This is a genomic window from Paracoccus aerius, assembly GCF_014656455.1.
In the GTDB taxonomy this organism is placed as follows: domain Bacteria; phylum Pseudomonadota; class Alphaproteobacteria; order Rhodobacterales; family Rhodobacteraceae; genus Paracoccus; species Paracoccus aerius.
In genome coordinates this window covers 119,313-141,176 of sequence record NZ_BNCL01000009.1, presented here as the reverse complement: position 1 = coordinate 141,176, position 21,864 = coordinate 119,313, and the positions used below count along the sequence as shown (strand labels likewise).

Here is a 21,864-nt window from a genome sequence, read left to right as displayed (position 1 = left end):
GTGCAAGCTCTGCAGACCCGCGAATCGTTCAAGAAAATCACCTCAGTTAAGGTGCTCACATTCGACGACTTCTGGTCCTGGGAACTGGAGCCGTTGCAGATAGCCCTGCAAATCGTCGGAGCGATGGAAGATTTGCAAGGAGGATGCGCGATACCTGATGATGATCAGGACGCCAAGACTTTTTCTTGATCGACTGTCCAAAAATCTGAATCAACGAGACATAGGCCATATGCGCTTTGTAGAGAATCGTCGCCAAACCCATGCGTTTGATGTAAGGCAAATTCGAGGCGGGTTCGTCAATTGGTTTCGTTTTGAGGGGCACCATGGCTTGGATATATGCGAAGTTCAATATCGAAGAAGTCATTTACACTGTATCCAATGGCGATCCACCAGTGGTTGATAAAAGCAAACAGCATTTCTTGGATAAAGAATGGTCTGTTGGTATATCCTACTCGGCTGCAGGTATAGGACGCAATGACATTATTCATGGGGCGATAGTTGCGGAGCCTGGGAGGCCACAAAACAATGGTCTTATCTGGTCAGCCTCTATAAAGTCAGAGACTGTCGTTGATTACTATATATATTACGCCACATATGTAGGTGCCACGAAGGATAGGCCCTTTGATTATGGCTCCGAACCAATGATTCCTCGTGCCGTTCAGCAAGCTTACTATTATCCCCCGGGAACGGCACCATTAACCTGGACCTTTGCAGATTATAGTTGGGTCGAACTATGGGTCCCATCGACCCTGTTTACTGAAGATGCCGATACAGTCAACTTCAACAGCCTGACTTCAGAGCAGCAAGACGCTGTCAATGATAGTGCGGGTCTCTATGCTGCTTTGGACGGAAATGACGTCGTTGCACTGCCCAATGCAGCTGCCCTGCCTGGCACATCCGTTGCCTGGGACGCGACCCAGATCTTCAGCGCGGGAGCCGGCGATGACCGGATTGCGGGTGGTGCGCTCGCTGACCTCATCAGAGGGAACTCGGGCAATGACCTGCTTCACGGAAATGGCGCCAATGACAAGCTCTGGGGTGAGGGCGGCATTGATACGATCCATGGTGGAGCGGGCAACGACTCCTTGTTCGGCGGTGCAGACGGAGACCTCCTTTTGGGAGGGATCGGGAATGATTACCTGACTGCTGGGGATGGCGACGACCAAGTCGTGGGTGACTCGGGCAATGACCGGCTCCTCGGAGAAGCGGGCGTTGACAGATTGATCGGGGGAAAGGGCCGAGATGTGCTGAACGGCGGCGTCGGCAATGACTCCCTGATAGGAGGTGCAGATGTTGATACCTTCGTCTTCCAATCGACCGCATTTGAAAACAACTGGAGCCGTTTCAACCAGTCCCGCAATCTCGTGTTTACCCCAGAAACAGGAGGGAAGGTCACCAACAGGGATGGAGATGGCCGAGTCGTCCTTTCTTCCGGGAGCGAGGGATTAGACCTGATCCAGGATGGTGAAGTGGCCCAGTTCCAGAACGGAAAGCAGGACCTCAGCGCCATCAGGTTCGTCATCAATCGCACTTCAGACGGCCATGCGACGGGCAAGGTTTTCGAGAACGGGATCGAAGTCACCAAGCTGACCAACGGCATCGACGGCCCCGCCCAGGGATTGCATCAGCCGCTGGACGATATTCTCTGGGATACGCTTACACCAATTGGAACCGGATCATATAGCGGTCATTATCGCTCCGATCGCAAACTCGGCGAGCGGATAGAACTCAGTGGATGGACGAAAGGACAAGGGCTCCTCATTCATGACGGCGTTGAACGAACGAACGTCCAGATCCACAGCGGACAGTATAATGGCAATTCCGAAGGCTGTTTTATCGTGAGCCGGGAATTCAGAAAGGCTTTCTTTGACCATGTCAGGGACTCGGTCGAGGGCAATGGCGATCTCGTCTATAAGGGAGGCTATTTCTTTCCAGTCGTCCCTGTCGTCGTTCAGGTGACTGGCGAGGTCAAACAGACGAAGATCCAAGGGATCGATGATGTGGTGACAAGGCCTCGACCTGGTGCCGGCCCTGCTGAGGCTACTGTAGGCTTTGATGTGATGGACGTTTTCGGCGGCAAGAAGCTCGATCACTTCAGAAAGAGCATCGATGTGTTCTTCACCGCCACGGCTGATAGAAAGGACTGGAAGCTGCCCGCAAATCTCGTTGGTTCGGAGCCGGCAACGGGAGGCTCGGGTCACGGGCGGATCTGGCGAGAGGATACCGATGGAGGCGCCGCCGTCTATGGCATCCGGATCGGGGTCAGCGGCGAGACCATGAGATCCCATGTCACCTTCGACATCCCGATCGGAGCCAAGTCCCCCGCCAGGATCGACTTCAAGATCGTCGATCTGGACCTTTGGACGCTAAGCAGCAAAGGGTGGGGGCTCTACAGCGTCTCGAAGGAGGTAAAGGGCAAAGACGGGAAAGTGAGGCCTGAGAAAGACACCGACGGGGCCCATGGCGCGGAAAAACTCCTCCTCGTGGGTTTGTCAAACGACCAACTGACCTCGTCCGTCACAATGAAGGCGCCGAAGTTGCCCGCATTGGCGGCCGAGCCGGATGACGCCGCGGCTTTCGCGTCGGTCAGCACATTCGCAGACGACTTCCTGGTTTAGGTTGGAAGATTGCGCGGAAACGCAAGCCGGAAAACTCCAGCATCCGGCGATCCAAGGTTGGGGAGCGGCGCACAAGGCCGGAAGCTCCGGCTTCACATGGTCCAAATTTGGTAGGCAGGGCAACACCAACAGGGCTCCGGTCGCCACTGGATGAAAGTTCAGCGGCTGGTCAAGGCCTCGACCGGCAGAAAGCACGCTGCGTCCGGCTCCGCCGGGGACTCCGGCGCATAGCGCGGGTCGCGCAGCCATTTGAAGATCAGGTTGGCGTTCATCGCATAGCGCTGCGCCACACGCTCAACCGACACACCAGGTGCCGTCGCCCGCAAACAGATCGCCCGCCTCTCGTTCTCCGTCCAAAGCCGCTTCGTCCGACGCGCCACGCCATCACCATAGTGTCCACTATCGATGGTGGACACTATCCGGCTCTCTCAGACCGAGGCAGAGCAGTCAGGCCGGACGGTTACTTTGGTTCATCTTCGCGCGAAGGAGAACGCGTTGGCGCAATTTTATCTGCGTTTTGAGTCAAGGGATCGATTGGATCACCCCCCCACTCCTTCAACTCTTCTTCAGTCATGGGTTCCAGCAAGTCCGGCACGTAGCTGGCCAGTCCCTTAAGGCTTCCGATGCGCACAGGCTTTTTCACTCTTGGCATTCTGACGACGCCTTCGCTTAACTGTCCGTCCTGCATCTGAAGTCCGGCCGATGGAAAAACTGGGCCGGACACGCTGAAAGGGATTTCACCACATGGGGGACTTCAGGTCCACCGGAGGATTGTCGGGAGAACTATCTCCCCCCTTAAGCATGACCACAAAACTTAATCGCAGGAGATTTCAAAAAACGTCGGTAAAAGATTTCATCACCAATACTTGCGCGGTATGTGATCGAACTGTGAGATGGCTGGAGGTAGTCCTTGTGCTCGACAAGCTGAAGTCAATGTTGCGGTCGGACGACCTGCTTCCAACGCTGACGGTTTTTCCGGAGATAGACCAGGAGAAGATCCGCAAGGAGCTTAAGCTAGACGAAGAAGGGGAGCAGCGCGGCAGCAAGCAGCAGCCCGCTCCTGGGTCGACGACCCATGACGCCGTCGAGGCACGGATCATCAATCGGATCAACGATGTCCGCAACAAGGGCCTCGAGAATTACGAGAACAATCGACAGGTTTACAACGAGCGCCTGTCCCGTGCGGGGACGATGCGAAAGGAAGTCGAAATCGTCGCGCAGAATGCCAGCGGCGACTACCTGACTGCTGTGCGCGGCTGGAAGGCTCAGATGACCTCTGTGACGGAGCGTCTCTTCGAGACCTTCCAGCATCGCAAGGAGTTCCGGGAGCAGCACCGCCTCCGCCGCCCTGCCAAGCACTTTGAGGGCTGGGGAAGGTTCGCCGCGATTGTCATCATCTTCATCGGTATCGAGACCGCATTGAATGCCTTCATGTTCTCGCGTGGGAACGAACAGGGCTTGGCGGGCGGAGGGATGACAGCCTTTGTCTTTTCCCTTGTGAACGTGGTCATGAGCATTCTTCTTGGTGTCTATGCCTGCGGCATGAACCATACCAGGATCGTTCGTAAGTTCTTCGGCCTCTGCTGCCTGGTAGTCTGGATCCTCCTGGCCCTGGCGGTCAACCTCACCGTCGCCCACTTCCGCGACCTAATCGATGCGCAAGTAAACTGGTCCGATGCCATCCAGCAGGCTGTGCCAGCCCTTCGTGCGAACCCGTTCGGTCTCACCAGCATGGACAGCTGGTTCCTGTTTGCGCTCGGCTCCCTGATCTCCATCTTCGCCTTTATCAAGGGCTGGCACGCCTTTGATCCCTTCCCTGGATACAGCAAGGTCGAGCGTGATCTGGCCCATGCACGCGCGGATCACAACGGCCACTTCGAGGATGCTATCACAGAGCTCACGGACAAGCGTGATCTGGCCATTGACGAATTGCGGGATGCTGATCAGCAAGTCCGGGACGGGATCTCCCAGGCTATTGATGCGCTCTACGGGCACTCGACTCTGAACGCACACCTCGAGGGTTTCCTGGATCAATGCGACACCAAGGTCGCCTACCTGCTTGCCGTGTATCGCGACGCCAACATCGCCGCACGCAGTGAACCGGCACCGCCGAGCTTCTCTATCGGTCACACGTTCCCCGTTTTCAGGACAACCGTCACAGCCGACGAGGGCAGGAAGAAGACAGCTGAAGAGGAAGCGCAGAAGATCACGCAAGCCGTGGAGTTTGCCATCAAGCAGATATTCGAGAGCTTCAGGTCTGCAGTTGTCGAATTCCAGCTGCCTGAGGAAATTCAGCGCGGCGCAGGCCCGTCGAGCGCCCCGATGCCTTCCAAGCTTGATGGCGTAGGAGAGCCGGTCTGATGTCCCGGGCCAGAGGCAGGGGCAAGGGGCGCGGGTCCTCGAGCAGGAGCTCCCGTCGTGGCCGAGGTAGTGCCGAACGCGGCGTGGGCACCCCGGTGCTTATCATCGGCGCCGTTGCGGTCATGGCGGCACTCGGAGGTGGTTTTTGGTGGGCAGGCCAGCAGACAGCCCAGGCTGCCGTTGATGAGAATACGCTTTGTCCTGTCGCCACGGGACCGGTTGCCATGACCTCCATCCTTTTGGACCTGACTGATCCTCTATCTCCCGCGCAACACTCCCAGCTGATGGCGTGGCTCGACGAGGAAATCGACAGAGCACCGAGGGGAGCACAATTCACACTGGGGGTGGTGAGTGAGGACCCGGCAAACTGGGGCGCCACGGAGCCGCTCTGCAAGCCCCAGGATGCCGCGTCTGCAAGCGCGTTGACCCAGAACGTCCGCCTGGTCGGCAACCGTTACCGCGAGCAGTTCCTGGCGCCGTTGAAGGCCAATCTCGAACAGATGGTCAGCGCATCGGGTGCGAACAGTTCGCCGATTATGGAGAGTCTGCAGGCCCTGGTCTCGGCGACGCCTGGCTTCGTGACCTACGAGGGACCGCGCCGGATCGTTCTGGTCACCGACCTCCTCCAGCATAGCGATGTCCTGAGCTTCTATCGCGGCGGTGATTGGGAGAGCTTCAGAAACTCCGCAGATTACGAGCGCGTCGGATCGACCTTAACCAACGCAGAGGTGCAGGTCTATCAGGTGCCGCGCCCGGCCGAGGGCATCAAGGACCCGCACGCAGTCGAGGACTTCTGGCTCCGATATTTCGAAAGACAGGGCGCGCATGCGCCAGGCGTCAAGCGACTGGGAGACCTCTGATGGCTCGAAAAAGCACCAAGCGCATTTACGGGACCACAGGTCATCCTATGCAGGAGGCAGCGCCGCTCGGTATCGCCTTCGTGGTGGGCGTGATTGGCTGCATCGCGCTGAAGTTTCTGCCCCTTCATCCGCTCTTCGGCGCTCTTTTTGCGGGCTTGGTGCTCGTAGGCTATGCCCTCTACACATACAACGCTACATCGTTGCGTCTCGACTCGGAGACGATCGGCGACAACTGCTATTACCTTGGCTTTCTCTTCACCCTGACATCCCTGGCCGTGACGCTCTATTTCGTCGTCGAGGCCCCGTCCGACCGCCGGGCTGACATGATCCCGGAGATCATTGCGGGCTTCGGGGTGGCCCTTTCCTCTACAATCTTTGGCGTGTTCCTGCGCGTGCTGATGATGCAGTTCAAGATCGACATGGATAGCCGGGAGCGCCACGAGCGCCAGGCCTTAAATGACGCGTCCCGCCGGTTTCGGACCGAACTCGGGATGAGCCTGGACCAAGTCAAGACGTTCTCCGTAGAAAGCCTTCAGCAGAATGTTGAGCGGGAACGGCGCATGCGGGAGGCCTTCGACACGCTGCTTTCCGACATGCAGCAGGAACTGCTGAAGTCTGCGCAGGAATTCGGACCCGCATTGCGGGAAAGCGTGCGCCTGCAGACCGAGGCCTCTCTCAATTTGGTGACGAAGGCCGTCAACGACTCCAGCGCGATAGCTGCCGAAGGCATACGGAAAGCGGTTGAGGAGATGACCGCGACAGCAACGGAACTGACTGGTCACAACGTCGAAGCAGCGGAGCGTATCCGGGAGAGCGTGTCCACGATCGTCGCCGCGGCGGAAGCCCTTTCTACGGATGTCGAACGCACCAGTGCGACCCTGACGCGAGCGCAGGAGGTGGTCAGCACCTTCACTGCCTCCTTCGAGCAGGACATTGAGGCTGGCACCAGGACGATGGCCGGTGCCTTGCAAAATGCCGGCAAGACCATCGAGGAAGGTGCACAGTCGTTCGGCGAGGTCACCGCGCGGTCAGGCGAAGCGATCCAGACAGGCGCGGATCGGATCTCGGAGAACCTGGATACGTCCGCGACCAAGCTTGGCGAAGCCGGCGAACGGCTTGCCGGCCGCCTGGATGCAGTAAGCCCCATGCCCGGCATAGTCGTGCCGGGTCCCGGAGCAAACACGGATCGGGATGAGAATGCGGCAACCCCGGAAAGAACTCCGGACACATCTGAAAACAAGTCTTGGGGATGGAGGCGGAAAACCTGAGCCATGCTGTATCTGGCCCATTTTCCCAAGTTTCTGATCGGTAGGTATCGGTTTCTGATACAGAGGTCTCAGCGATGTTGAAGCCTGGCCTCGGCTCGAGCCGCGACTACAAGAGGGGCGCCGTTATGGGACTGACGGTGGCCGAGGCGTTCATCCTTCTATCCTTCATCCTGCTTCTGCTCTTCACCTGGTGGCAGATTGATACCGAGAAGCGCAGCCTGCGCTTGGCGGACAGCCTCGGAGAGATGTCCGATGCTGATAAGGCCAGCATTATTGCAGGCCTGAGCGATGGAACCTTCGCGATGGCCCGGGCACTGCGAGCAGCGGGGCTCGGAGCGCAGGATCAGGCCGCCATCGAGGATACGGAACGATACAGCCGGTTCATGCGTGAAGAGGACCTCAAGCGCCTGATGAGCGGCGCCGTGGAGCTGGAGCCGGGAACCCGGCTGAAGCTCTCCGAAGTCGTTGAGGTAACCCCTGAGATGCGTTTGCGCGCCACACTGGAAGATCTTCTTCGCCCCAGTGATGCGGTGAGCCAAGCCAGCGAACGCTTGGCACAGGCGGCCGCTGCAGAGGAAGGCCTCATCGGTATGCTGGAGCGCGAACTTGGCGATAAGATTCGTGCCGCCGGAGGGGAGATCACCAGCGACGGGACGATTATTCTGCCTCAGAACATCCTCTTCGATGTAGGCGAGGACCGCATCCGCGATCCCAAGATGTTGCGCCAGTTCTGCGCCCCTTGGGTTCGGACGCTTCAATCATCGGGTCTCGACATTTCTGATCTGAAGATTGAAGGCCATGCCTCTTCAGAGGGGCAGCCCGGCCAGTCTCCGGAGGCTGCCTACCTTTACAACCTCGGCCTGTCTCAGCGGCGGGCACAGAATGCTTTGGAAGTCTGCCTTAGCGGCCTGGAGAGCAGATCCTTGCTGGACTGGGCCCGTGGGAGGCTATCTTCGACGGGATACTCATCTGCGAGGCTCGTGGCGAACGAAGATGGGAGCGAGAACAGGGAGGGTTCCCGGCGGGTCGAGTTTTCTATGGCATTGAACCGGGAGAAGTTGCTCGACGATATTCGCGAGGATCTAAAGGGAGAGATGGAACCTGGCCGATCCCAGTCAGGCATGGTGAGGCCCGGTGCCCCCGCTAGTCAGGCAGGCGCAGAGTCGAAGCTGGCCAATCCCGAAGATGATCCCGTGCCCCCCGAGCAAGGCACCCGAGGAGTGCCACGCATCATTGACGGAGATACACTCGTAATTGGCGAACGGCACTGGCGTATCAGTGGCATCGACGCCCCGGAAGCGGCACAGACTTGCCAAACTCGGGATGGGTCTTCGTTTGCCTGCGGTTCGACTGCCACGGAGATGATGGTTCGCCTGATTGGAGATGCAGAGATATGGTGTGAGGAGATCGAGAAGGATCGCTACAGCCGGTCAGTAGGGACCTGCTATGCAGGGGATATTGATCTCGGCCGGGAGATGGTCAAAGTTGGCATGGCACGCGCTTACCTTCAATATTCTGATGCCTACCAGGTAGAAGAACAGGTGGCAAAGACTGAGCGCCGCGGGCTATGGGCGGGAGCTTTCCAAGATCCTGCTGAATATCGGCGTGAAAACTAATGTGCAGTGCTGGCGTCAGATGCGCCAAGGCCCTCGGTGTGCGCGGCGTAAGCTGATGGCATCTTTGACCTTGACGGTTCTGAAATCGCGGAAGGCCTGCACCGGATCGAGTCGAGATCCGCAGCATGGGGTCCGTCCAGCGACTCTCGGTTTGCTAGGGAGCATTTCTTCATGCGGCAATACGCCGGCCATGGTGGTTGTCGCCCAACACAAACTGGTAAAACTCTCCGACTGCATCCCGGTCTGCGGAAATCGAGACCGTGCGCGCATTTGCGTCATGATGCCTGCCCAGGTGAATTGAATTGCCCGAAGCTGAAGAAAGCGGCATCCTGCAGGCATCGCCGACGCTCTTGTTTCTCCGTTTCCCACACATTCCTTAGAGCCTTTTTTTCACAAGGATCATCGGCCATGACGAGGATCTGGTGTCTTTGCACCTTGGCCGCCTTGCCCGTTCCAGCGGTAGGACAGGAACCGGCAACCAGAACTATCATCGAAGAACTTGTCGCTGCGCAGAACCCATGCGCCGGACTCTCGACGGAAATACTTGGACAACCTGTGGGGATCGACCGGCTTGACGAGGTCGTTCTTCGCGAGGCCGACGCGTCCCTGCGGGGCGACAACATCCTGCTGAGCCTGTCGGGCCGTCTCGGATGCCGAACCTCTGACGCGGGGTTCATCAAGGGTGACGCGTCCGCAACCGTCAGCGCCGACGCGGAGGTCTCACTTGCCGACTGCGAGGCGCCAACTGTCCAGGTGCAGCTCAGCGATTTCGGGGGGAGTTTTGCAGGCTTGCTTGGCGCCCTGGGGCCGGTTCTCGAAGAACAGCTCGCCGAGGCCATGCGGCCGAAGCTGGTGGAAGCCTGTCATGACCTGCGCGCCGAATGAAGGGGCGAAATCATGACCGCTGCGCATTACAGCCGGTTGTGGCTCGCTGTAGGGCTGGTGCTCGTCTTCTACAGCCTCAACAGTTGGATCGCCGGGCAGGGCGGAAAGCCGATCTTCAATATCGAGCTCGTGGACGATCGCCCTGTGGCAAGCGCGCTCATTGCCCTGCCGATCTGCACCTTGCTCCTGACGCTGCTGTGCCGCATCGGGGTCTGCTTCGCCAAGGCATCCCCGAGAGCACGATCCTGGCATGAACGCATGCCGCTCGTGGGGCTGGACGGCGTAAGAACCGGCAGTCCCGAGGGCCGTCTTTATCAGGGATTTTTCCTGCTTATCTTTGTCGGGCTTCCCTCGGCCGCTCTCGTCTACTTTGCCGACAGGGTGCGGAAGGCAAAGGTGTTCGACACGCTGAATGGATGTGACGACATGACACCGTTCGATGCTGTTCCGCTCAGCATGATACTGTCGCGGCCATATTGGGACGACCGCTTCCGACTGGGGAGGAGCCTGGAGGACGCTGTAACATGGTTTCCAATTCTCGAGCCTATCGTCTTGGCAATCCTTGTTGCTCTTGCGCTCGTAAATGTGGTTCGCCTGCTCTACGTGCTATTCGCCGAACCTCGCCACGTTCCCCGTGGCAAGTAGACAACTGCCCGGCCTGCATGGCGCAGAGGGCCTCCCGATTTTGGCACCCTACCCACGCAGCACCTTCAGGAGCCTCTTGAACTCATCGTTGTCATACGCGCCCTTCCAGCGGTTCATGAAGTGCGCGACCACCTGGAGATTGCCCTCGGCATAATGACCGTCGCTGTCGATGCGGTCGAGCGACGGTCGCATTTCGTGGTCGACATCCGGACCATCGAAGCTGAGCGGCAGCCCGGAAAGGGCACATCTGTTGCCCTGCCGGCTCAGCAACTCCCGGAGGTAGGGCGTTCTGAACCTTTCATGATCAGGAGGCGCGGTGTTTCGAACACATGGCAAGGCGGTGGGATGATGCTCTCTGAGAGGCGTGTGAAAGGATTCGCGAAAAGCGACCGACAGGCCTATGGGACCGACCAGCGGGTCGGCACGCGCAGCGGATAAACGGGATGTTTCCAGCGCAAGCATTTGGCAACGATGCAAAGGCATCGTTCTTGCTGAGGTCATCGAGCATGGGGGCGTTATAGCGGGTAGGAGCACAGACGCAACCTTGGCGGGTTTGCCTGTCTGCTGGCTGAAGCAGGGGGCAGCACCGGTAAAGGTGAACTCCCCGTCCTGATAGCCGTTGTCCCGCTAGACGCGGTTCAAGGAAGTCGCTCCTGTAGAACCCTAATATTACCTGACCAAGGAGAGCAGCATGCCCCCCGCCCTTCATCAGAGCCGTCTTGTCGCCTGTGCCGTCGCAGCGGGCGTCATCCTTTCCGTGACGGGCCCGACCATGGCGCAAGACGGCCCTCCTAATGAAGTCGCGGGCCACGTCACCAATGCCTTCATGCCGGGGTTCCCGGAAGAACATGATGGCCTGGTGCGCTCCTCCATCCAGAGCCGCCCTCAGGAAGGCCGGATCATGGCGACCTATGGCACGCCCGAGGACGACCGGAATGTGCAGGTGCTGCTCTACCCGCTGGATGATCGTGGCATCGAGGGCAATGTCGAACGCGCAGCCTCCTACATGGCAGGCGGAGATATACCTGTCACCCGCGAAACCGTTCAAAGCCCGGGCGGCTCGGAGATGGAATGCATGACGTCCCGCGTGGGCGAGCTTGGCTACACGTTCTGTGTCGCCGAGGTCCACGGACGGGCACTCAATGTGCAGGTGGGCGAGGTTGTGGCCGCGGATGCCAGCGAGTTGCCTGCAGAGGTGGTGCAGCGTTCGCGCGATCTGGCCGGGGACTTTGTTGACTTGATCGAAGCCGCTCCGGACAGCTGACTGGAGCAGCGCGATGCAGCGCCGGCAAGTGCGCGCTGAGATGCGCAACCTGCCGCCATCGACCTTCACATCCTTCATCCACAGGGTGTAAAGCAGGCCGCAGCTTTTTTCCGGAAGGACGGCACCATGACCCGCATCGCGCCCCCGCAGCTTTGCTCGAAGATCATGACGGCAGAGGAGGCCGCGGCTCTGATCGCATCAGGCGATACTGTGGGGATGAGCGGCTTCACGGGATCGGGTTACCCCAAGGCTGTTCCCATGGCCCTGGCCGCACGGATCGAAGCGGAGCATCAGGCAGGCCGACCTTTCCGCACCCGCATCTGGACCGGCGCCTCAACCGGGCCGGAACTGGATGGGGCGCTTGGCAAGGCCGACGGGATCGAGTTCCGCCTGCCCTACAACTCTGACCCCATTGCCCGCGAGAAGATCAACCGCGGCGAGATGGATTATTTCGACATGCATCTCAGCCAGGTGGCTCCCATGGCCTGGCAGGGCTTCCTTGGCCCGCTGGATGTGGCGGTGATCGAGGTGACCGGCATCCGTCAGGACGGGTCGCTGATCCCCTCCTCGTCGGTCGGCAACAACAAGACATGGCTTGATCGCGCCGAGAAGGTGATCCTCGAGGTCAACAGCTGGCAGAACCCGGCTTTGGAGGGGATGCATGACATCTACTACGGCACGCGCCTGCCGCCGGACCGGGTGCCGATCCCGCTGACGCGGGCCGACGACCGGATCGGCGAGCCTTGGCTGCGCTGCGACCCCGAGAAGATCGTGGCCATCGTCGAAACCGATGCCCCCGACCGCAACCTGCCCTTCACCCCGCCGGACGAGGCTGCCCGCGCCATTGCCGGGCACCTGATGGAATTCTTCCGCCACGAGGTTGCCAAGGGCCGCCTGCCCGCCTCGCTGCTGCCAATCCAGTCCGGCGTGGGCAACATCGCCAATGCGGTGCTGACAGGCCTCGTCGACAGCCCCTTCGACAACATGACTGCCTTTACCGAAGTGATCCAGGACGGGATGCTGGATCTGCTGGACGCGGGCAAGCTGCGGATGGCCTCGGCCACCTCCTTCTCGCTGTCACCCGAGGCGGCTGCGCGGGTCAATGCAGATATGGGCCGCTATCGCGACCGTATGATCCTTCGTCCGCAGGAAATCAGCAACCATCCGGAACTGATCCGCCGCCTTGGCTGCCTTGCCATGAACGGGCTGATCGAGGCCGACATCTATGGCAACGTGAACTCGACCCACATCATGGGCTCGCGCATCCAGAACGGGATCGGCGGCTCGGGAGATTTCGCCCGCAACGCCTATGTCTCGATCTTCATGACGCCGTCGACGGCAAAAGGCGGGCGCATCTCGGCCATCGTGCCACAGGCGTCCCATGTCGATCACATCACCCAGGACGTCCAGGTGATTGTGACCGAGCAGGGTCTGGCCGACCTTCGTGGCCTATCGCCGAAACAGCGCGCCTCTGTCATCATCGAGAACTGCGCCCATCCTGACTACCGTCCGCACCTGGCCGACTACTTCCGCCGCGCCTGCCAGGGCTCCTACGGCCTGCAGTCGCCGTCGTTGCTGAACGAGGCGCTGAGCTGGCACCAGCGCTTTATCGACACAGGGTCGATGCGACCCTAGCTATTCAACGCAAGAGCTCTTGACCGGAGTTGTTCACGATCGATGCTCACTTGTCATGCAACTCGACGCGTTTCTCGCGTTTCTTCGTGGAAGACCCGTAAAAGGCGACCCATGCTCTCGGACATAACCATGAGCCCGTTGGTTGCTAGCTTGTTCGCAGTCGATTTACGAACCTTGAAGATGTATCTGGCCCAGCCTGCAGCGTCATAGAGCCGCTTCAGCTTGACCTGGCGGGCGGCCGCCCTGCCATGGATTTTTCCGGCAGCTTGGCAGAGGGCCAGCTTGAGGGCCTTCAATGCAGTCTCGTCCAATCCGGCGCCTCGAAGGACACCGTGCAGGTGAAGACGACCTTCAGGAGAAATCTCGAACAGGAAGGCATATTCAAGCCCCGACAACCCTGCCTCCTTCAGAGCTTTGTTTAGCTGGTTCTGAAACAGCCGCCTTACTTGGGTCTTGCGCGACCGGGACATGTAGTTGTGCTCCCGAGAAGCGCTGAGATTGAGAGTGACTGCAATGCCACCATCACCTTGACACCTTTCAGCCGCCAGCAGGAACTTCTCTGTTTCGCCGAGCCGCCGCCACGCGACCGGCCTGACGACAATGTTCGCCGGCTTCTTGCGCCTGATCTGAGCGGACACGGATTGCGTTGGGAGGAGCGAAGGCGCGGCCCGACGTTTTCTTCGTTCTGTTGTCTTCCCTGCAGAGGCTTCTTCAGAGGGAGAGAGGAGGTTCCATGACGGAAAGCCGGATGGGGCTTTGTGGGAACTGGACAGGTGTTCTTTCTCAGAAGGATCATCCTTGAAGGTCACCACTGAAGGTCACCACTGGACAACCGGAACTGAGAGCGTGCCGAAATCCCTGTGCTCGCTGGCTGCCGGCCGCATTTCGTCCCTCTTCCATGAATGCAGATCTGTCGTCTCGGTTGGGCGCAGATTTGCTCCGTGACACAGACAAGTAAAACGCAAGTCGAGGCTCTATTGTGCTGCCAATCCCGGCGTCGGCTATATGTTCAGCGTTGTCGCTGGCGGCTGAAGGACGCGCTTCGCTTCCCTCCTTCGCATGATCGTCTTGGAGATCGAGTTCGGCATCGGTCGCTGGCGTGGTCTGCTTCGAGGCATCGGGATCAGGAAAAGTGGGCATCGGTATGGTCCAACAAAGGGTTTCATACCTAGATTTTAGTCACCGCCCTTCAGACCGTCGCTCAGATATACGAAGAAGAACAATAATGGTAGATTATCTACCGACTGCCGCGTTGTGTCTTAACCATGGTTCGAGTGCATCGATCATCTCCTGGCTGACCTTCCATCCTCGTGAAAGAGCGCTTCCAAGCGACACATTGAGACGCGAAAAGCCAAGCTCCGCCATCACATGCCCCATCTTCAGCCCACGCGCCGACATAATGCGTTGCACCTCGGCAAGTGTCGCAGGCGTAAGGCGCCGATCAACATGGATCGGCGCGCTGCTCGGACTTATGAACCCCGCGTTAGGACTCGGCGCCGAGCAACCTATCTGACCTTTGAAGGCGGTCTTCTCTGCCGCGGAAGCTTTCTTCCAGGCAGCCTCGAGAAGCTGGAGCGGGGTTCTCTGAGGCTTGATCCCTGCCAGATCGAGCGCCTTTGCGGTTGATGGTATCTTGCCGCTCTGCAGGTCGGCATGAATATCCGGTCGTTCGCGAGCGAGGCGATCCAGATAGTATTGGTTGTTACGGGACTGTCGCTGACTGGTCTTCACTGCTTCACCCGATAGATTATCTACTCACTCTGCCTACGACAGATATTGTCAGTCAGGCAAGCGAGATAGGTGCCGCATGGAACTGATACCGAGCAACTGGAGGACGACTGCGCGAACGACGTAGACAAGTGCGTCAAGCAGGGCACCCTGCCCTCCAGCAGTCAATCTCAATTACGATGGCCCCCCGGCTGCTCGATCCTGTCTTGGGTGGTTGTGCCGTGCCGAAGCGGATCTATCACCTTTCCAGCCGTAATTTCGGTTCTCCCAGCAAGGCGTCCACCGCTCCCTCTTGCCACCTGAGCCTGGCTACGCAACAGCCGCTTTCCACAATGTTTTGAGGCGATGCCCATACGAACGGGTGCGGCAATTAGTGATGAACCGGTGAATCGCGGACGATCAACTGCGCGAAATTTCGATCTCCGGTATCTCTGCCATCTTGACCTCGAACTCGCGGCTTGGTGGCATATTAATTTTAGTATTTGCAGGTTCAGTGTTGCGTTCTGTTGCGCGAGGCCTTCTAACCTTTGAAAACACAGGAAAAAATGCTCGGTTTCTGCAACAGAGTGATGCATCGTGGACTGGAATGCGCAACGTTCTGGCCGTAAATGTGAAGTCTTTGTTGCATTTCTTGCAACACTCCGCCTGCAAACGTTGCATTATCCGACCGGTCTGTTGCGTAGCTGTTGCATGATAATCGGCATGTGCAGTTGATAGGATGAGCACTCATCAGAACCGCATACTCCTGACAGTGGAGGATGTAAGCCCCAGATTGCTCAGGGGTCCCGACGCACTCCCATCTATCTCACCGATTTCTTCTAGGACTTCGCCTCTTCCCGTCGCCGTGGCGCCTGTTCCCAAGCGCACTGATGATCATGGCCAGCTAGATTCGTCTTATCAGCAACAAGAGAGACGATCATGCCTAACCCTCACGAAAATAGCCCTGCCGCCGTGTTCATTCGTCGCCAGACTGAACTTCTTGCTCACCGGAAGACCCAAAGAGAAATTGCTCACGAGGCTGGGTTCGTAAATCCAAACCTGATTTCCATGTTCAAGACCGGCGCATCAAAGGTGCCGCTCGACCGCGTGCCGAGCCTGGCCCGTGCCCTGGAGATCGATCCAGCCTACCTGATGCAACTTGCCTTGGAACAGGCGGTGGGAAAGACGGCCTCCGTTGCATTGCTTGAGGTCTTTGGGCCTATGACCACCGTCAACGAAAAGGCGTGGCTTGAAGAAATCCGTGATGCCTCCGGCCAGACCGATCCGAAGTTGACAGCCCGGTCGCGGACCGTGCTGCGATCCCTCTTCGGTCGTTAACCGACGAGAGCGGCGGATAGAGCGCGTCCGCTTCGTTCCAGAAGGGAACCCTGACCGACATAGGTCTGCCTGGGTTCCCCAAAGCAGGGGCAGAACCCGGGGCTTCACCTTCGTTGATCACCCCGCGGTAGCGGGACTGATCGAAAGGCACCCATTCCTCATGCTGCCATCGGCCAGTGTCTCTCCCAGTCAAAGATCATAGTGCACCCAGCAATAAGTGTTGCTTCGTGCTCCAAGATCTCAGACAGGCGCCACCGCGTTGTCTGGCCACCCAGCTTCACCGGACGCGGAAACTGATCAAGCCTCACCCAGCGCCATATTGAATCTACAGACACACCGTAGCGATCGCCAACTTGCTTGACAGAGAGAAAAAGCTGCTCAGGGTTCGCCTGCTTGTCCACGTTCGGGTTCCTTCACCAAAAAGACCTTCATGGTCGATACTATGGTTATAGGGTTTCCTGGATCAGACAGTCGCTTGGATAAACGCAGAAACTTCCGACCAAAGAAGTCTCTCCTCCTCAATTCCTACTTACGACGGGATGTTGGTTTGCATGTTGGCAGCAGAATAACATCCTGAAAAAATGCAATTCAAACAAATAGTTATAGGTGAATATGGCGGACAGTGAGGGATTCGAACCCTCGAGACGGTTCCCCGCCTACACACTTTCCAGGCGTGCGCCTTCGACCACTCGGCCAACTGTCCGTGGGCGCGGTCTAACCGCTGTCCGCGCGCTGTGCAAGTCAGAGCTTTGAAATACGCTGCTGAAGTTCGGCAAGTTGGCGCCGGATTTCGGCCATGTCCTCGGTGCCTTCGTCAGGGGCAGCGGCGGGGCGTCGCTTGGGATCCGTCTTGCGCGCCGGCGTGCCTTCGGGTGATGCGGCGCTGTCCTCCAGTTCCTCGGGTTCGGGGCCGGATGTGCCGGTCCAGCCGCCCAGCATCGCCTTGAGAAAGGCCTGCTGCTGGCGGTGCATGGCGTCAAAGCCGGGGACGCGGGTCATGGGGTTGGGCATGACGGCCATGTTCTCCATCAGCTTCGACTGGCTTTCGCGCAGCATCTCGAAGCTGGCGGCCAGGAACTGCGGGACTACCGAATGGGCGCTTGTGGCATAGCTGCGCACCAGGTCGGTCAGGACGTCGATGGGCAGGACGTTTTCGCCCCGGCCCTCGTGTTCGGCGATGATCTGCAGAAGGTATTGCCGCGTCAGGTCATCGCCCGACTTCAGGTCGACGATCTTGACCTCTCGCCCGTCGCGGATAAAGGAGGCGATATCCTCGAGCGTGACGTAATCGCTTGTTTCCGTGTTATAAAGACGCCGGCTGGCATAGCGTTTGATCAGAAGCGGCGTAGAGGCTGCGGCCATGACGGACCCCGGGCTTTCGGTTTCCGTCATGATGGGTGCTGCAACCGCAAAAGGCAAAGCAATTTTCTGCACCTGCCAAGGACATGGCGCGCAGACATGAAAAAAGGGGCCGTGGCCCCTTTTCTCGATCCGGTCCGAAAGCGCGATTACTTCGCGGCGACGGTGGTCGCGGCGGCGGCTTTCTTCACGGCAGCCTGGTTGTCGCGCACGACGGTTTCGGCGACGTTGCGGGCGTCGGCGGCCACGTCCTTGCCAGCGGTCAGCATCAGGTCGACGGTGTCCATCTGGACCTTCTTCGCGACTTCGGCAAAGGCGGCCATATGCTCGGCCGCGACTTCAGCGGAAGCGGAAGCGAAGTCGGTCATCGACTTGGCGTAATCCGAAGGCTCGTGCTTGACGACGGCCAGTTCGCCCATGCGGGCCAGCGTGTCCTTAGCCCACTGGGCCGAGATTTCGGTCGAACGCTCGGCCGCGGTCAGCGCAACGCGGGCCAGCTTTTCGCCCATCATGCCCTGCGACTTGAACGCTTCCTGGAACGACGAGGTGTCGATCGGGAAATTGGCCATCATGTCCTGGAAGGTCTTTGCAAAATCGGGGGTCTTCGCCATTGTCAGTCACTCCTGTCAGCGCGGCGGAAGGGAACCTTTAGTGAAAGAGCTTTCCGCAGCTAGAACCATACTCGTGACTGGAATATGAATGCTGCGGCGCGGCATTTCAAGTATTTTATGCTGCGCCGCAGAAAAACCGCGCGCCCAATGGCTTAATTCCGCCAAGCCCTTGATTAGCCGCTTTTCACGCCGCCCTTTCGTGGACATAGGTTCCGGGCGCAGGCCCCAGGCCATCGCCGGGGCTGCGCGCCGGGACCATCCTCCCTGCCCTTTCCGCCAGCCAATCGGCCCAATGGGTCCACCATGTTCCGGGGGCGAAGCTGGCTGATTCCTTCCAGGCCTGGTATCCGCCGCCGAAATCGCTGCTGCCGATGTAATGGCCGTATTTCTTCTTGGTCGGCGGATTGACGATGCCCGCGATATGGCCCGATTCGGACAGGATGAACGTCTTGTCCTTGGACCCCATGCCGGCCACCCCGCGCCAGCAGTCCTTCCAGGGCGCGATATGATCGGTTTCGCAGGCGATGGCGCAGACCGGCACGGTCACGTCGGACAGGTGCAGCTTGTGGCCCATCAGGTCGAAACCCTCGGTCGCGAAGGCGTTCTGCTGGCAAAGGCCGCGCAGATACTGCATCGCCATCTTGCCGGGCAGATTGGTGCTGTCGCCGTTCCAGAACAGCAGGTCGAAGGCGGGGGGCTCTTCTCCCATCATGTAGCTGCGGATCGCTGGGCCCCAGACCAGGTCGTTCGGCCGCAGGAAACTCATGGTGCGCGACATCAACTGCGCGCGCAGCAGGCCGTGGCGGCTGACCTCTTCGGCGATGCCGTTGACGAAATCGTCCTGGAGGAAGCTGACGAACTCGCCTTGGTCCGAGAAGTCGGTCAGGGTCGTGAAAAGGGTGGCCGATTTCACGCGATCGTCGCCGCGCTGTTTCAGCAGTGCCAGCGTCAGCGACAGCGTGGTGCCCGCGATGCAATAGCCGACCACGTTCAGGCGGGGCTGCGCAGTCAGGTCGCGGACCTTGTCCATCGCCTCGAGATAGGCTGCGACATACTCCTCCATCCCCACATCGGCATAGGAGGAGTCGGGGTTCTTCCAGCTAACCACGAACAGCGTGTGGCCCTGTTCCAGCAGCCACTTGATGAGGCTGTTCTGCGGCTTGAGGTCAAGGATGTAGAACTTGTTGATCCAGGGCGGAAAGATCAGCAGGGGCGTTTCGAACACCTTGTCGGTGGCGGGCTTGTACTGGATCAGCTCGTAAAGCGGCGTCCGGTCGACGACCACGCCTTCCGACGTGCCGATATTCTCGCCCACCGAGAAAGCCTCGCGGTCCGCCAGCGACACGACGAAGTCGCCGCCATTCCGTTCGACATCGCGGACCAGGTTCTCGAGGCCGCGGACAAGGCTTTCCCCCTCGGTCTGGACGGCGCGTTCAAGGGCGTCGGGGTTCGTGGCCAGGAAGTTCGTGGGCGCCATCATGTCGACCATCTGGTCGGTCAGCCAGGTGATGCGGCGGCGCGCGACGTCGTCGGACAGCTTCAGATTGCCGGCCGCGTCCTTCAGGGCCTTGGCGTTGATCAGATACTGCCGCTTGACGAAGTTGAAATAAGGGTGGCTTTGCCACAGGGGATGGCCGAACCGCTTGTCCGATCCCGCGTCGTCTTCTGCCGGCTGGACCTGGCCCAGGGCGATGGCCCTTTGGGCATCGGCATAGTTCTTCAGGGTCTCGCCCCAGTAGTTCACCTGGTTTTCCAGGACGCGGCCCGGCTGTTCGGACAGCGTCTTGGCCCAGGCACTGGCAGCCGTCAGGAACAGGTCCGGACCGGGTGCCTCAATCCCCGGATTGGACCGTGGCCGGGACGACAGCGCGGCCATCAGACGTTGGCCCAAGACCTCGATCCGTTCGATATTCTCGGCCAGCTTTCGCGCCGTCGCGCCCGAGGAACCCCTGGCCAGCGCCTCGGCCATGGCCTGGGGCGCGCGGCCCCGGTCCGTCGAATCGGGCATCGGCTGGGCGTCCTTTTGCACAGGGGGCGAAGCGACGGCGTCCTGCTCTGCCCCCTGCGTTGCTTCGACCTGCGGCCTGGGGGGCGGGGCGGCCTTTGTTCTTGTTCCGGTGGGCTTCTTGCCTGCAGGCCGGGCTTCCTGATCGCCTGTGCCCGCTTTCCGACCTTTGCTGGCAACGTTCTTGCCGCCAGATCCTGCAGTTCTTGCCATGATCCCGGTTCCCCCCTATTACCCGGACAATGATATGCGCAGGGCGGCAGTTGCGCAAACAGGGGTTTCGGACCCTTCTGCCGCAGCACAGCGTTCGTCGTGACGCAGCAACGAAAGGATGGCCCCCGTGGCGATCAAGGGTATCAAGGGCATCGTGTCTTATGATGCGATGGAGACCATTCGGAACACGAACGAATGGATGGGGGCATCGGCCCGCGCGATCGCGTCCTATCCGATCTTTGCACTGAACCCCCACCCCATCTTCAAGCTGATGAGCGCCTGGGGCCGCGTAACCGAGCGCAGCTATGCCCGCATGGTCATCAAGCCGGATTGGGAAATCCCCCCCATCGCCGGCGACCAGGGGCAGGACCACATTGTCTATGTCGAGCCGGTGATGAAGCGTCCCTTCGGCGACCTGATCCATTTCCGCGTCGCCCGCCGCGCCGCCCAGCCCCGCAAGGTGCTGCTGATCGCGCCCATGTCGGGCCATTACGCCACGCTGATGCGCTCGACCGTGACCTCGCTGCTGCCCGATTGCGAGGTTTACGTCACCGACTGGCACAATGCCCGCGATATCCCCGTCAGCGAGGGCAAGTTCGACATCGAGGATTATACCCAGTATCTTGTGGACTTCATGCGCCACCTGGGTCCCGATACCAACGTGATCGCGGTCTGCCAGCCCGCGCCCCTGGCCCTTGCCGCGACCGCGATCCTGGCCGAGGACGATCCCGCGGCCCAGCCCCGCACCCTGACCCTGATCGGCGGCCCGGTCGATCCCGATGCCGCCGCGACCGAGGTGACCGACTTCGGCAACCGCATGACGATGGGTGAGCTGGAGCATCTTGTGATCCAGTCCGTCGGCTTCAAGTATCGCGGCGCGGGCCGCATGGTCTATCCGGGCCTCGCGCAGCTCAGCTCGTTCATCGCGATGAATGCTGAAACCCATGCCCGCGCCTTCATCGACAAGATCTGGAACGAGGCCCGCGGCACGGCGTCCGAAGGCGACAAGCACTACAAGTTCTACGACGAATACCTGGCCGTGATGGACATGACGGCCGAGTTCTATCTTTCGACCGTGGACCGTATCTTCAAGAAGCTGGAAATCGCCCGGAACGAGTTCGTCGTGAACGGCCGCCGCGTCGACATCGGCAAGATCACCGATGTGGCGATCATGACCGTCGAAGGGGCGAACGATGACATCTCGGCCCCCGGCCAATGCGTCGCGGCCCTGGATCTGTGCACCGGCGTCCCCGCCGAACGCAAGAAAGAGCATCTGGAACCGGGCGCGGGCCATTACGGCATCTTCGCAGGCAAGTCCTGGCGCCTGAACATCCGCCCCCTGGTTCTTGATTTCATCGACGAGAACATCGACCTGCCCGAGGCAGGCCAGCCCCGGAAGCACCGGGTCCGGGGCGGTGTGGCGGCCGATTGCGGCGCGACCGACCCCTTTGCGGACAGCAGCAAGATCGCGATCTGAGA

21 protein-coding genes and 1 tRNA gene are annotated in these 21,864 nt (G+C 59.7%); 12 read left to right on the top strand and 10 right to left on the bottom strand.

Annotation, left to right across the window (positions count from 1 at the left end; genetic code table 11):
* Both IE224_RS12325 and IE224_RS12320 read left to right on the top strand, forming a co-directional pair.
* Positions 1-189, top strand: a complete 189-nt coding sequence (locus IE224_RS12325) for a hypothetical protein (protein ID WP_191310747.1) — start codon at positions 1-3, stop codon at positions 187-189.
* Positions 190-323: 134 nt separating this feature from the next.
* Positions 324-2,618, top strand: a complete 2,295-nt coding sequence (locus IE224_RS12320) for a calcium-binding protein (RefSeq protein WP_191310745.1) — start codon at positions 324-326, stop codon at positions 2,616-2,618.
* 158 nt (positions 2,619-2,776) lie between these two features.
* Here IE224_RS12320 and IE224_RS12315 read toward each other — a convergent pair whose 3' ends face one another.
* Both IE224_RS12315 and IE224_RS12310 read right to left on the bottom strand, forming a co-directional pair.
* On the bottom strand, positions 2,777-2,923 hold the full coding sequence (locus IE224_RS12315; RefSeq protein WP_338119634.1) for a hypothetical protein: 147 nt from the start codon (positions 2,921-2,923) through the stop codon (positions 2,777-2,779).
* Positions 2,924-3,078: 155 nt separating this feature from the next.
* A complete protein-coding gene (locus IE224_RS12310; RefSeq protein WP_191310743.1) occupies positions 3,079-3,306 on the bottom strand; it encodes a hypothetical protein in 228 nt (75 codons plus the stop codon).
* Positions 3,307-3,530: 224 nt separating this feature from the next.
* On the opposite strand from IE224_RS12310, the gene IE224_RS12305 reads away from it, so the two are divergent.
* From IE224_RS12305 to IE224_RS12280, 6 genes are all read left to right on the top strand, one after another.
* Positions 3,531-4,979: a hypothetical protein gene (locus tag IE224_RS12305; protein WP_191310741.1), complete on the top strand. Its 1,449-nt coding sequence runs from the start codon at positions 3,531-3,533 to the stop codon at positions 4,977-4,979.
* A gap of 224 nt (positions 4,980-5,203) precedes the next feature.
* The gene (locus IE224_RS12300; protein ID WP_191310739.1) at positions 5,204-5,839 is read left to right on the top strand and encodes a hypothetical protein; all 636 of its coding nucleotides are present in this window, start codon (positions 5,204-5,206) and stop codon (positions 5,837-5,839) included.
* Between the two features lie 47 nt (positions 5,840-5,886).
* Positions 5,887-7,107, top strand: a complete 1,221-nt coding sequence (locus IE224_RS12295; protein WP_191310737.1) for a phage tail tape measure protein — start codon at positions 5,887-5,889, stop codon at positions 7,105-7,107.
* 125 nt (positions 7,108-7,232) lie between these two features.
* Entirely contained in the window at positions 7,233-8,723 is a 1,491-nt protein-coding gene (locus IE224_RS12290) for a thermonuclease family protein (protein WP_191310735.1), read from the top strand.
* A 408-nt stretch (positions 8,724-9,131) separates the two neighbouring features.
* The gene (locus IE224_RS12285; protein WP_191310733.1) at positions 9,132-9,608 is read left to right on the top strand and encodes a hypothetical protein; all 477 of its coding nucleotides are present in this window, start codon (positions 9,132-9,134) and stop codon (positions 9,606-9,608) included.
* A 12-nt stretch (positions 9,609-9,620) separates the two neighbouring features.
* Positions 9,621-10,253: a hypothetical protein gene (locus IE224_RS12280; protein ID WP_191310732.1), complete on the top strand. Its 633-nt coding sequence runs from the start codon at positions 9,621-9,623 to the stop codon at positions 10,251-10,253.
* Between the two features lie 48 nt (positions 10,254-10,301).
* On the opposite strand, the gene IE224_RS12275 is transcribed toward IE224_RS12280, so the two are convergent.
* The gene (locus tag IE224_RS12275; RefSeq protein ID WP_191310730.1) at positions 10,302-10,715 is read right to left on the bottom strand and encodes a hypothetical protein; all 414 of its coding nucleotides are present in this window, start codon (positions 10,713-10,715) and stop codon (positions 10,302-10,304) included.
* 229 nt (positions 10,716-10,944) lie between these two features.
* On the opposite strand from IE224_RS12275, the gene IE224_RS12270 reads away from it, so the two are divergent.
* Together IE224_RS12270 and scpC are read left to right on the top strand one after the other, a co-directional pair.
* The gene (locus IE224_RS12270; RefSeq protein WP_191310728.1) at positions 10,945-11,517 is read left to right on the top strand and encodes a hypothetical protein; all 573 of its coding nucleotides are present in this window, start codon (positions 10,945-10,947) and stop codon (positions 11,515-11,517) included.
* A gap of 126 nt (positions 11,518-11,643) precedes the next feature.
* The gene (gene scpC, locus IE224_RS12265) at positions 11,644-13,152 is read left to right on the top strand and encodes a succinyl-CoA:acetate CoA-transferase ScpC (RefSeq protein ID WP_191310726.1); all 1,509 of its coding nucleotides are present in this window, start codon (positions 11,644-11,646) and stop codon (positions 13,150-13,152) included.
* A gap of 53 nt (positions 13,153-13,205) precedes the next feature.
* On the opposite strand, the gene IE224_RS12260 is transcribed toward scpC, so the two are convergent.
* Positions 13,206-13,961, bottom strand: coding sequence for a hypothetical protein (locus tag IE224_RS12260; protein WP_191310724.1), 756 nt, complete (start codon positions 13,959-13,961; stop codon positions 13,206-13,208).
* Positions 13,962-14,385: 424 nt separating this feature from the next.
* Positions 14,386-14,883, bottom strand: a complete 498-nt coding sequence (locus IE224_RS12255) for a hypothetical protein (RefSeq protein ID WP_191310722.1) — start codon at positions 14,881-14,883, stop codon at positions 14,386-14,388.
* Positions 14,884-15,798: 915 nt separating this feature from the next.
* On the opposite strand from IE224_RS12255, the gene IE224_RS12250 reads away from it, so the two are divergent.
* Complete coding sequence (locus IE224_RS12250; RefSeq protein WP_235986272.1) at positions 15,799-16,197, top strand: helix-turn-helix domain-containing protein; 399 nt, start codon at positions 15,799-15,801, stop codon at positions 16,195-16,197.
* A 158-nt stretch (positions 16,198-16,355) separates the two neighbouring features.
* Here IE224_RS12250 and IE224_RS12245 read toward each other — a convergent pair whose 3' ends face one another.
* The 5 genes from IE224_RS12245 to phaC all read right to left on the bottom strand — a co-directional run bounded on the left by IE224_RS12245 (position 16,356) and on the right by phaC (position 20,175).
* Positions 16,356-16,598 carry a helix-turn-helix transcriptional regulator gene (locus IE224_RS12245; protein ID WP_191310720.1) on the bottom strand — a complete coding sequence of 81 codons (243 nt, stop codon included), beginning with the start codon at positions 16,596-16,598 and terminating at the stop codon, positions 16,356-16,358.
* A 212-nt stretch (positions 16,599-16,810) separates the two neighbouring features.
* Positions 16,811-16,900, bottom strand: a tRNA-Ser gene (locus tag IE224_RS12240).
* Positions 16,901-16,938: 38 nt separating this feature from the next.
* On the bottom strand, positions 16,939-17,559 hold the full coding sequence (phaR, locus tag IE224_RS12235) for a polyhydroxyalkanoate synthesis repressor PhaR (RefSeq protein WP_191310773.1): 621 nt from the start codon (positions 17,557-17,559) through the stop codon (positions 16,939-16,941).
* Positions 17,560-17,705: 146 nt separating this feature from the next.
* Positions 17,706-18,167, bottom strand: a complete 462-nt coding sequence (locus IE224_RS12230) for a Phasin (protein ID WP_167622288.1) — start codon at positions 18,165-18,167, stop codon at positions 17,706-17,708.
* A 184-nt stretch (positions 18,168-18,351) separates the two neighbouring features.
* A complete protein-coding gene (phaC, locus tag IE224_RS12225) occupies positions 18,352-20,175 on the bottom strand; it encodes a class I poly(R)-hydroxyalkanoic acid synthase (RefSeq protein WP_444544090.1) in 1,824 nt (607 codons plus the stop codon).
* Between the two features lie 379 nt (positions 20,176-20,554).
* On the opposite strand from phaC, the gene phaZ reads away from it, so the two are divergent.
* Positions 20,555-21,862: a polyhydroxyalkanoate depolymerase gene (gene phaZ, locus IE224_RS12220; RefSeq protein ID WP_235986284.1), complete on the top strand. Its 1,308-nt coding sequence runs from the start codon at positions 20,555-20,557 to the stop codon at positions 21,860-21,862.
* The last annotated feature ends 2 nt before the right edge of the window (positions 21,863-21,864 follow it).

What these genes read in the sequence shown, in the direction of transcription:
- IE224_RS12310 (WP_191310743.1), bottom strand. Translation starts at nt 3,306, where the DNA reads ATGCAGGACGGACAGTTAAGCGAAGGCGTCGTCAGAATGCCAAGAGTG.
- phaR (WP_191310773.1), bottom strand. Translation starts at nt 17,559, where the DNA reads ATGGCCGCAGCCTCTACGCCGCTTCTGATCAAACGCTATGCCAGCCGG.
- IE224_RS12300 (WP_191310739.1), top strand. Translation starts at nt 5,204, where the DNA reads ATGACCTCCATCCTTTTGGACCTGACTGATCCTCTATCTCCCGCGCAA.
- IE224_RS12275 (WP_191310730.1), bottom strand. Translation starts at nt 10,715, where the DNA reads ATGCTTGCGCTGGAAACATCCCGTTTATCCGCTGCGCGTGCCGACCCG.
- IE224_RS12295 (WP_191310737.1), top strand. Translation starts at nt 5,887, where the DNA reads ATGCAGGAGGCAGCGCCGCTCGGTATCGCCTTCGTGGTGGGCGTGATT.
- IE224_RS12290 (WP_191310735.1), top strand. Translation starts at nt 7,233, where the DNA reads ATGGGACTGACGGTGGCCGAGGCGTTCATCCTTCTATCCTTCATCCTG.
- phaC (WP_444544090.1), bottom strand. Translation starts at nt 20,175, where the DNA reads ATGCCCGATTCGACGGACCGGGGCCGCGCGCCCCAGGCCATGGCCGAG.
- IE224_RS12270 (WP_191310728.1), top strand. Translation starts at nt 10,945, where the DNA reads ATGCCCCCCGCCCTTCATCAGAGCCGTCTTGTCGCCTGTGCCGTCGCA.
- scpC (WP_191310726.1), top strand. Translation starts at nt 11,644, where the DNA reads ATGACCCGCATCGCGCCCCCGCAGCTTTGCTCGAAGATCATGACGGCA.
- IE224_RS12250 (WP_235986272.1), top strand. Translation starts at nt 15,799, where the DNA reads ATGCCTAACCCTCACGAAAATAGCCCTGCCGCCGTGTTCATTCGTCGC.
- IE224_RS12230 (WP_167622288.1), bottom strand. Translation starts at nt 18,167, where the DNA reads ATGGCGAAGACCCCCGATTTTGCAAAGACCTTCCAGGACATGATGGCC.
- IE224_RS12280 (WP_191310732.1), top strand. Translation starts at nt 9,621, where the DNA reads ATGACCGCTGCGCATTACAGCCGGTTGTGGCTCGCTGTAGGGCTGGTG.
- phaZ (WP_235986284.1), top strand. Translation starts at nt 20,555, where the DNA reads ATGGAGACCATTCGGAACACGAACGAATGGATGGGGGCATCGGCCCGC.
- IE224_RS12285 (WP_191310733.1), top strand. Translation starts at nt 9,132, where the DNA reads ATGACGAGGATCTGGTGTCTTTGCACCTTGGCCGCCTTGCCCGTTCCA.
- IE224_RS12320 (WP_191310745.1), top strand. Translation starts at nt 324, where the DNA reads ATGGCTTGGATATATGCGAAGTTCAATATCGAAGAAGTCATTTACACT.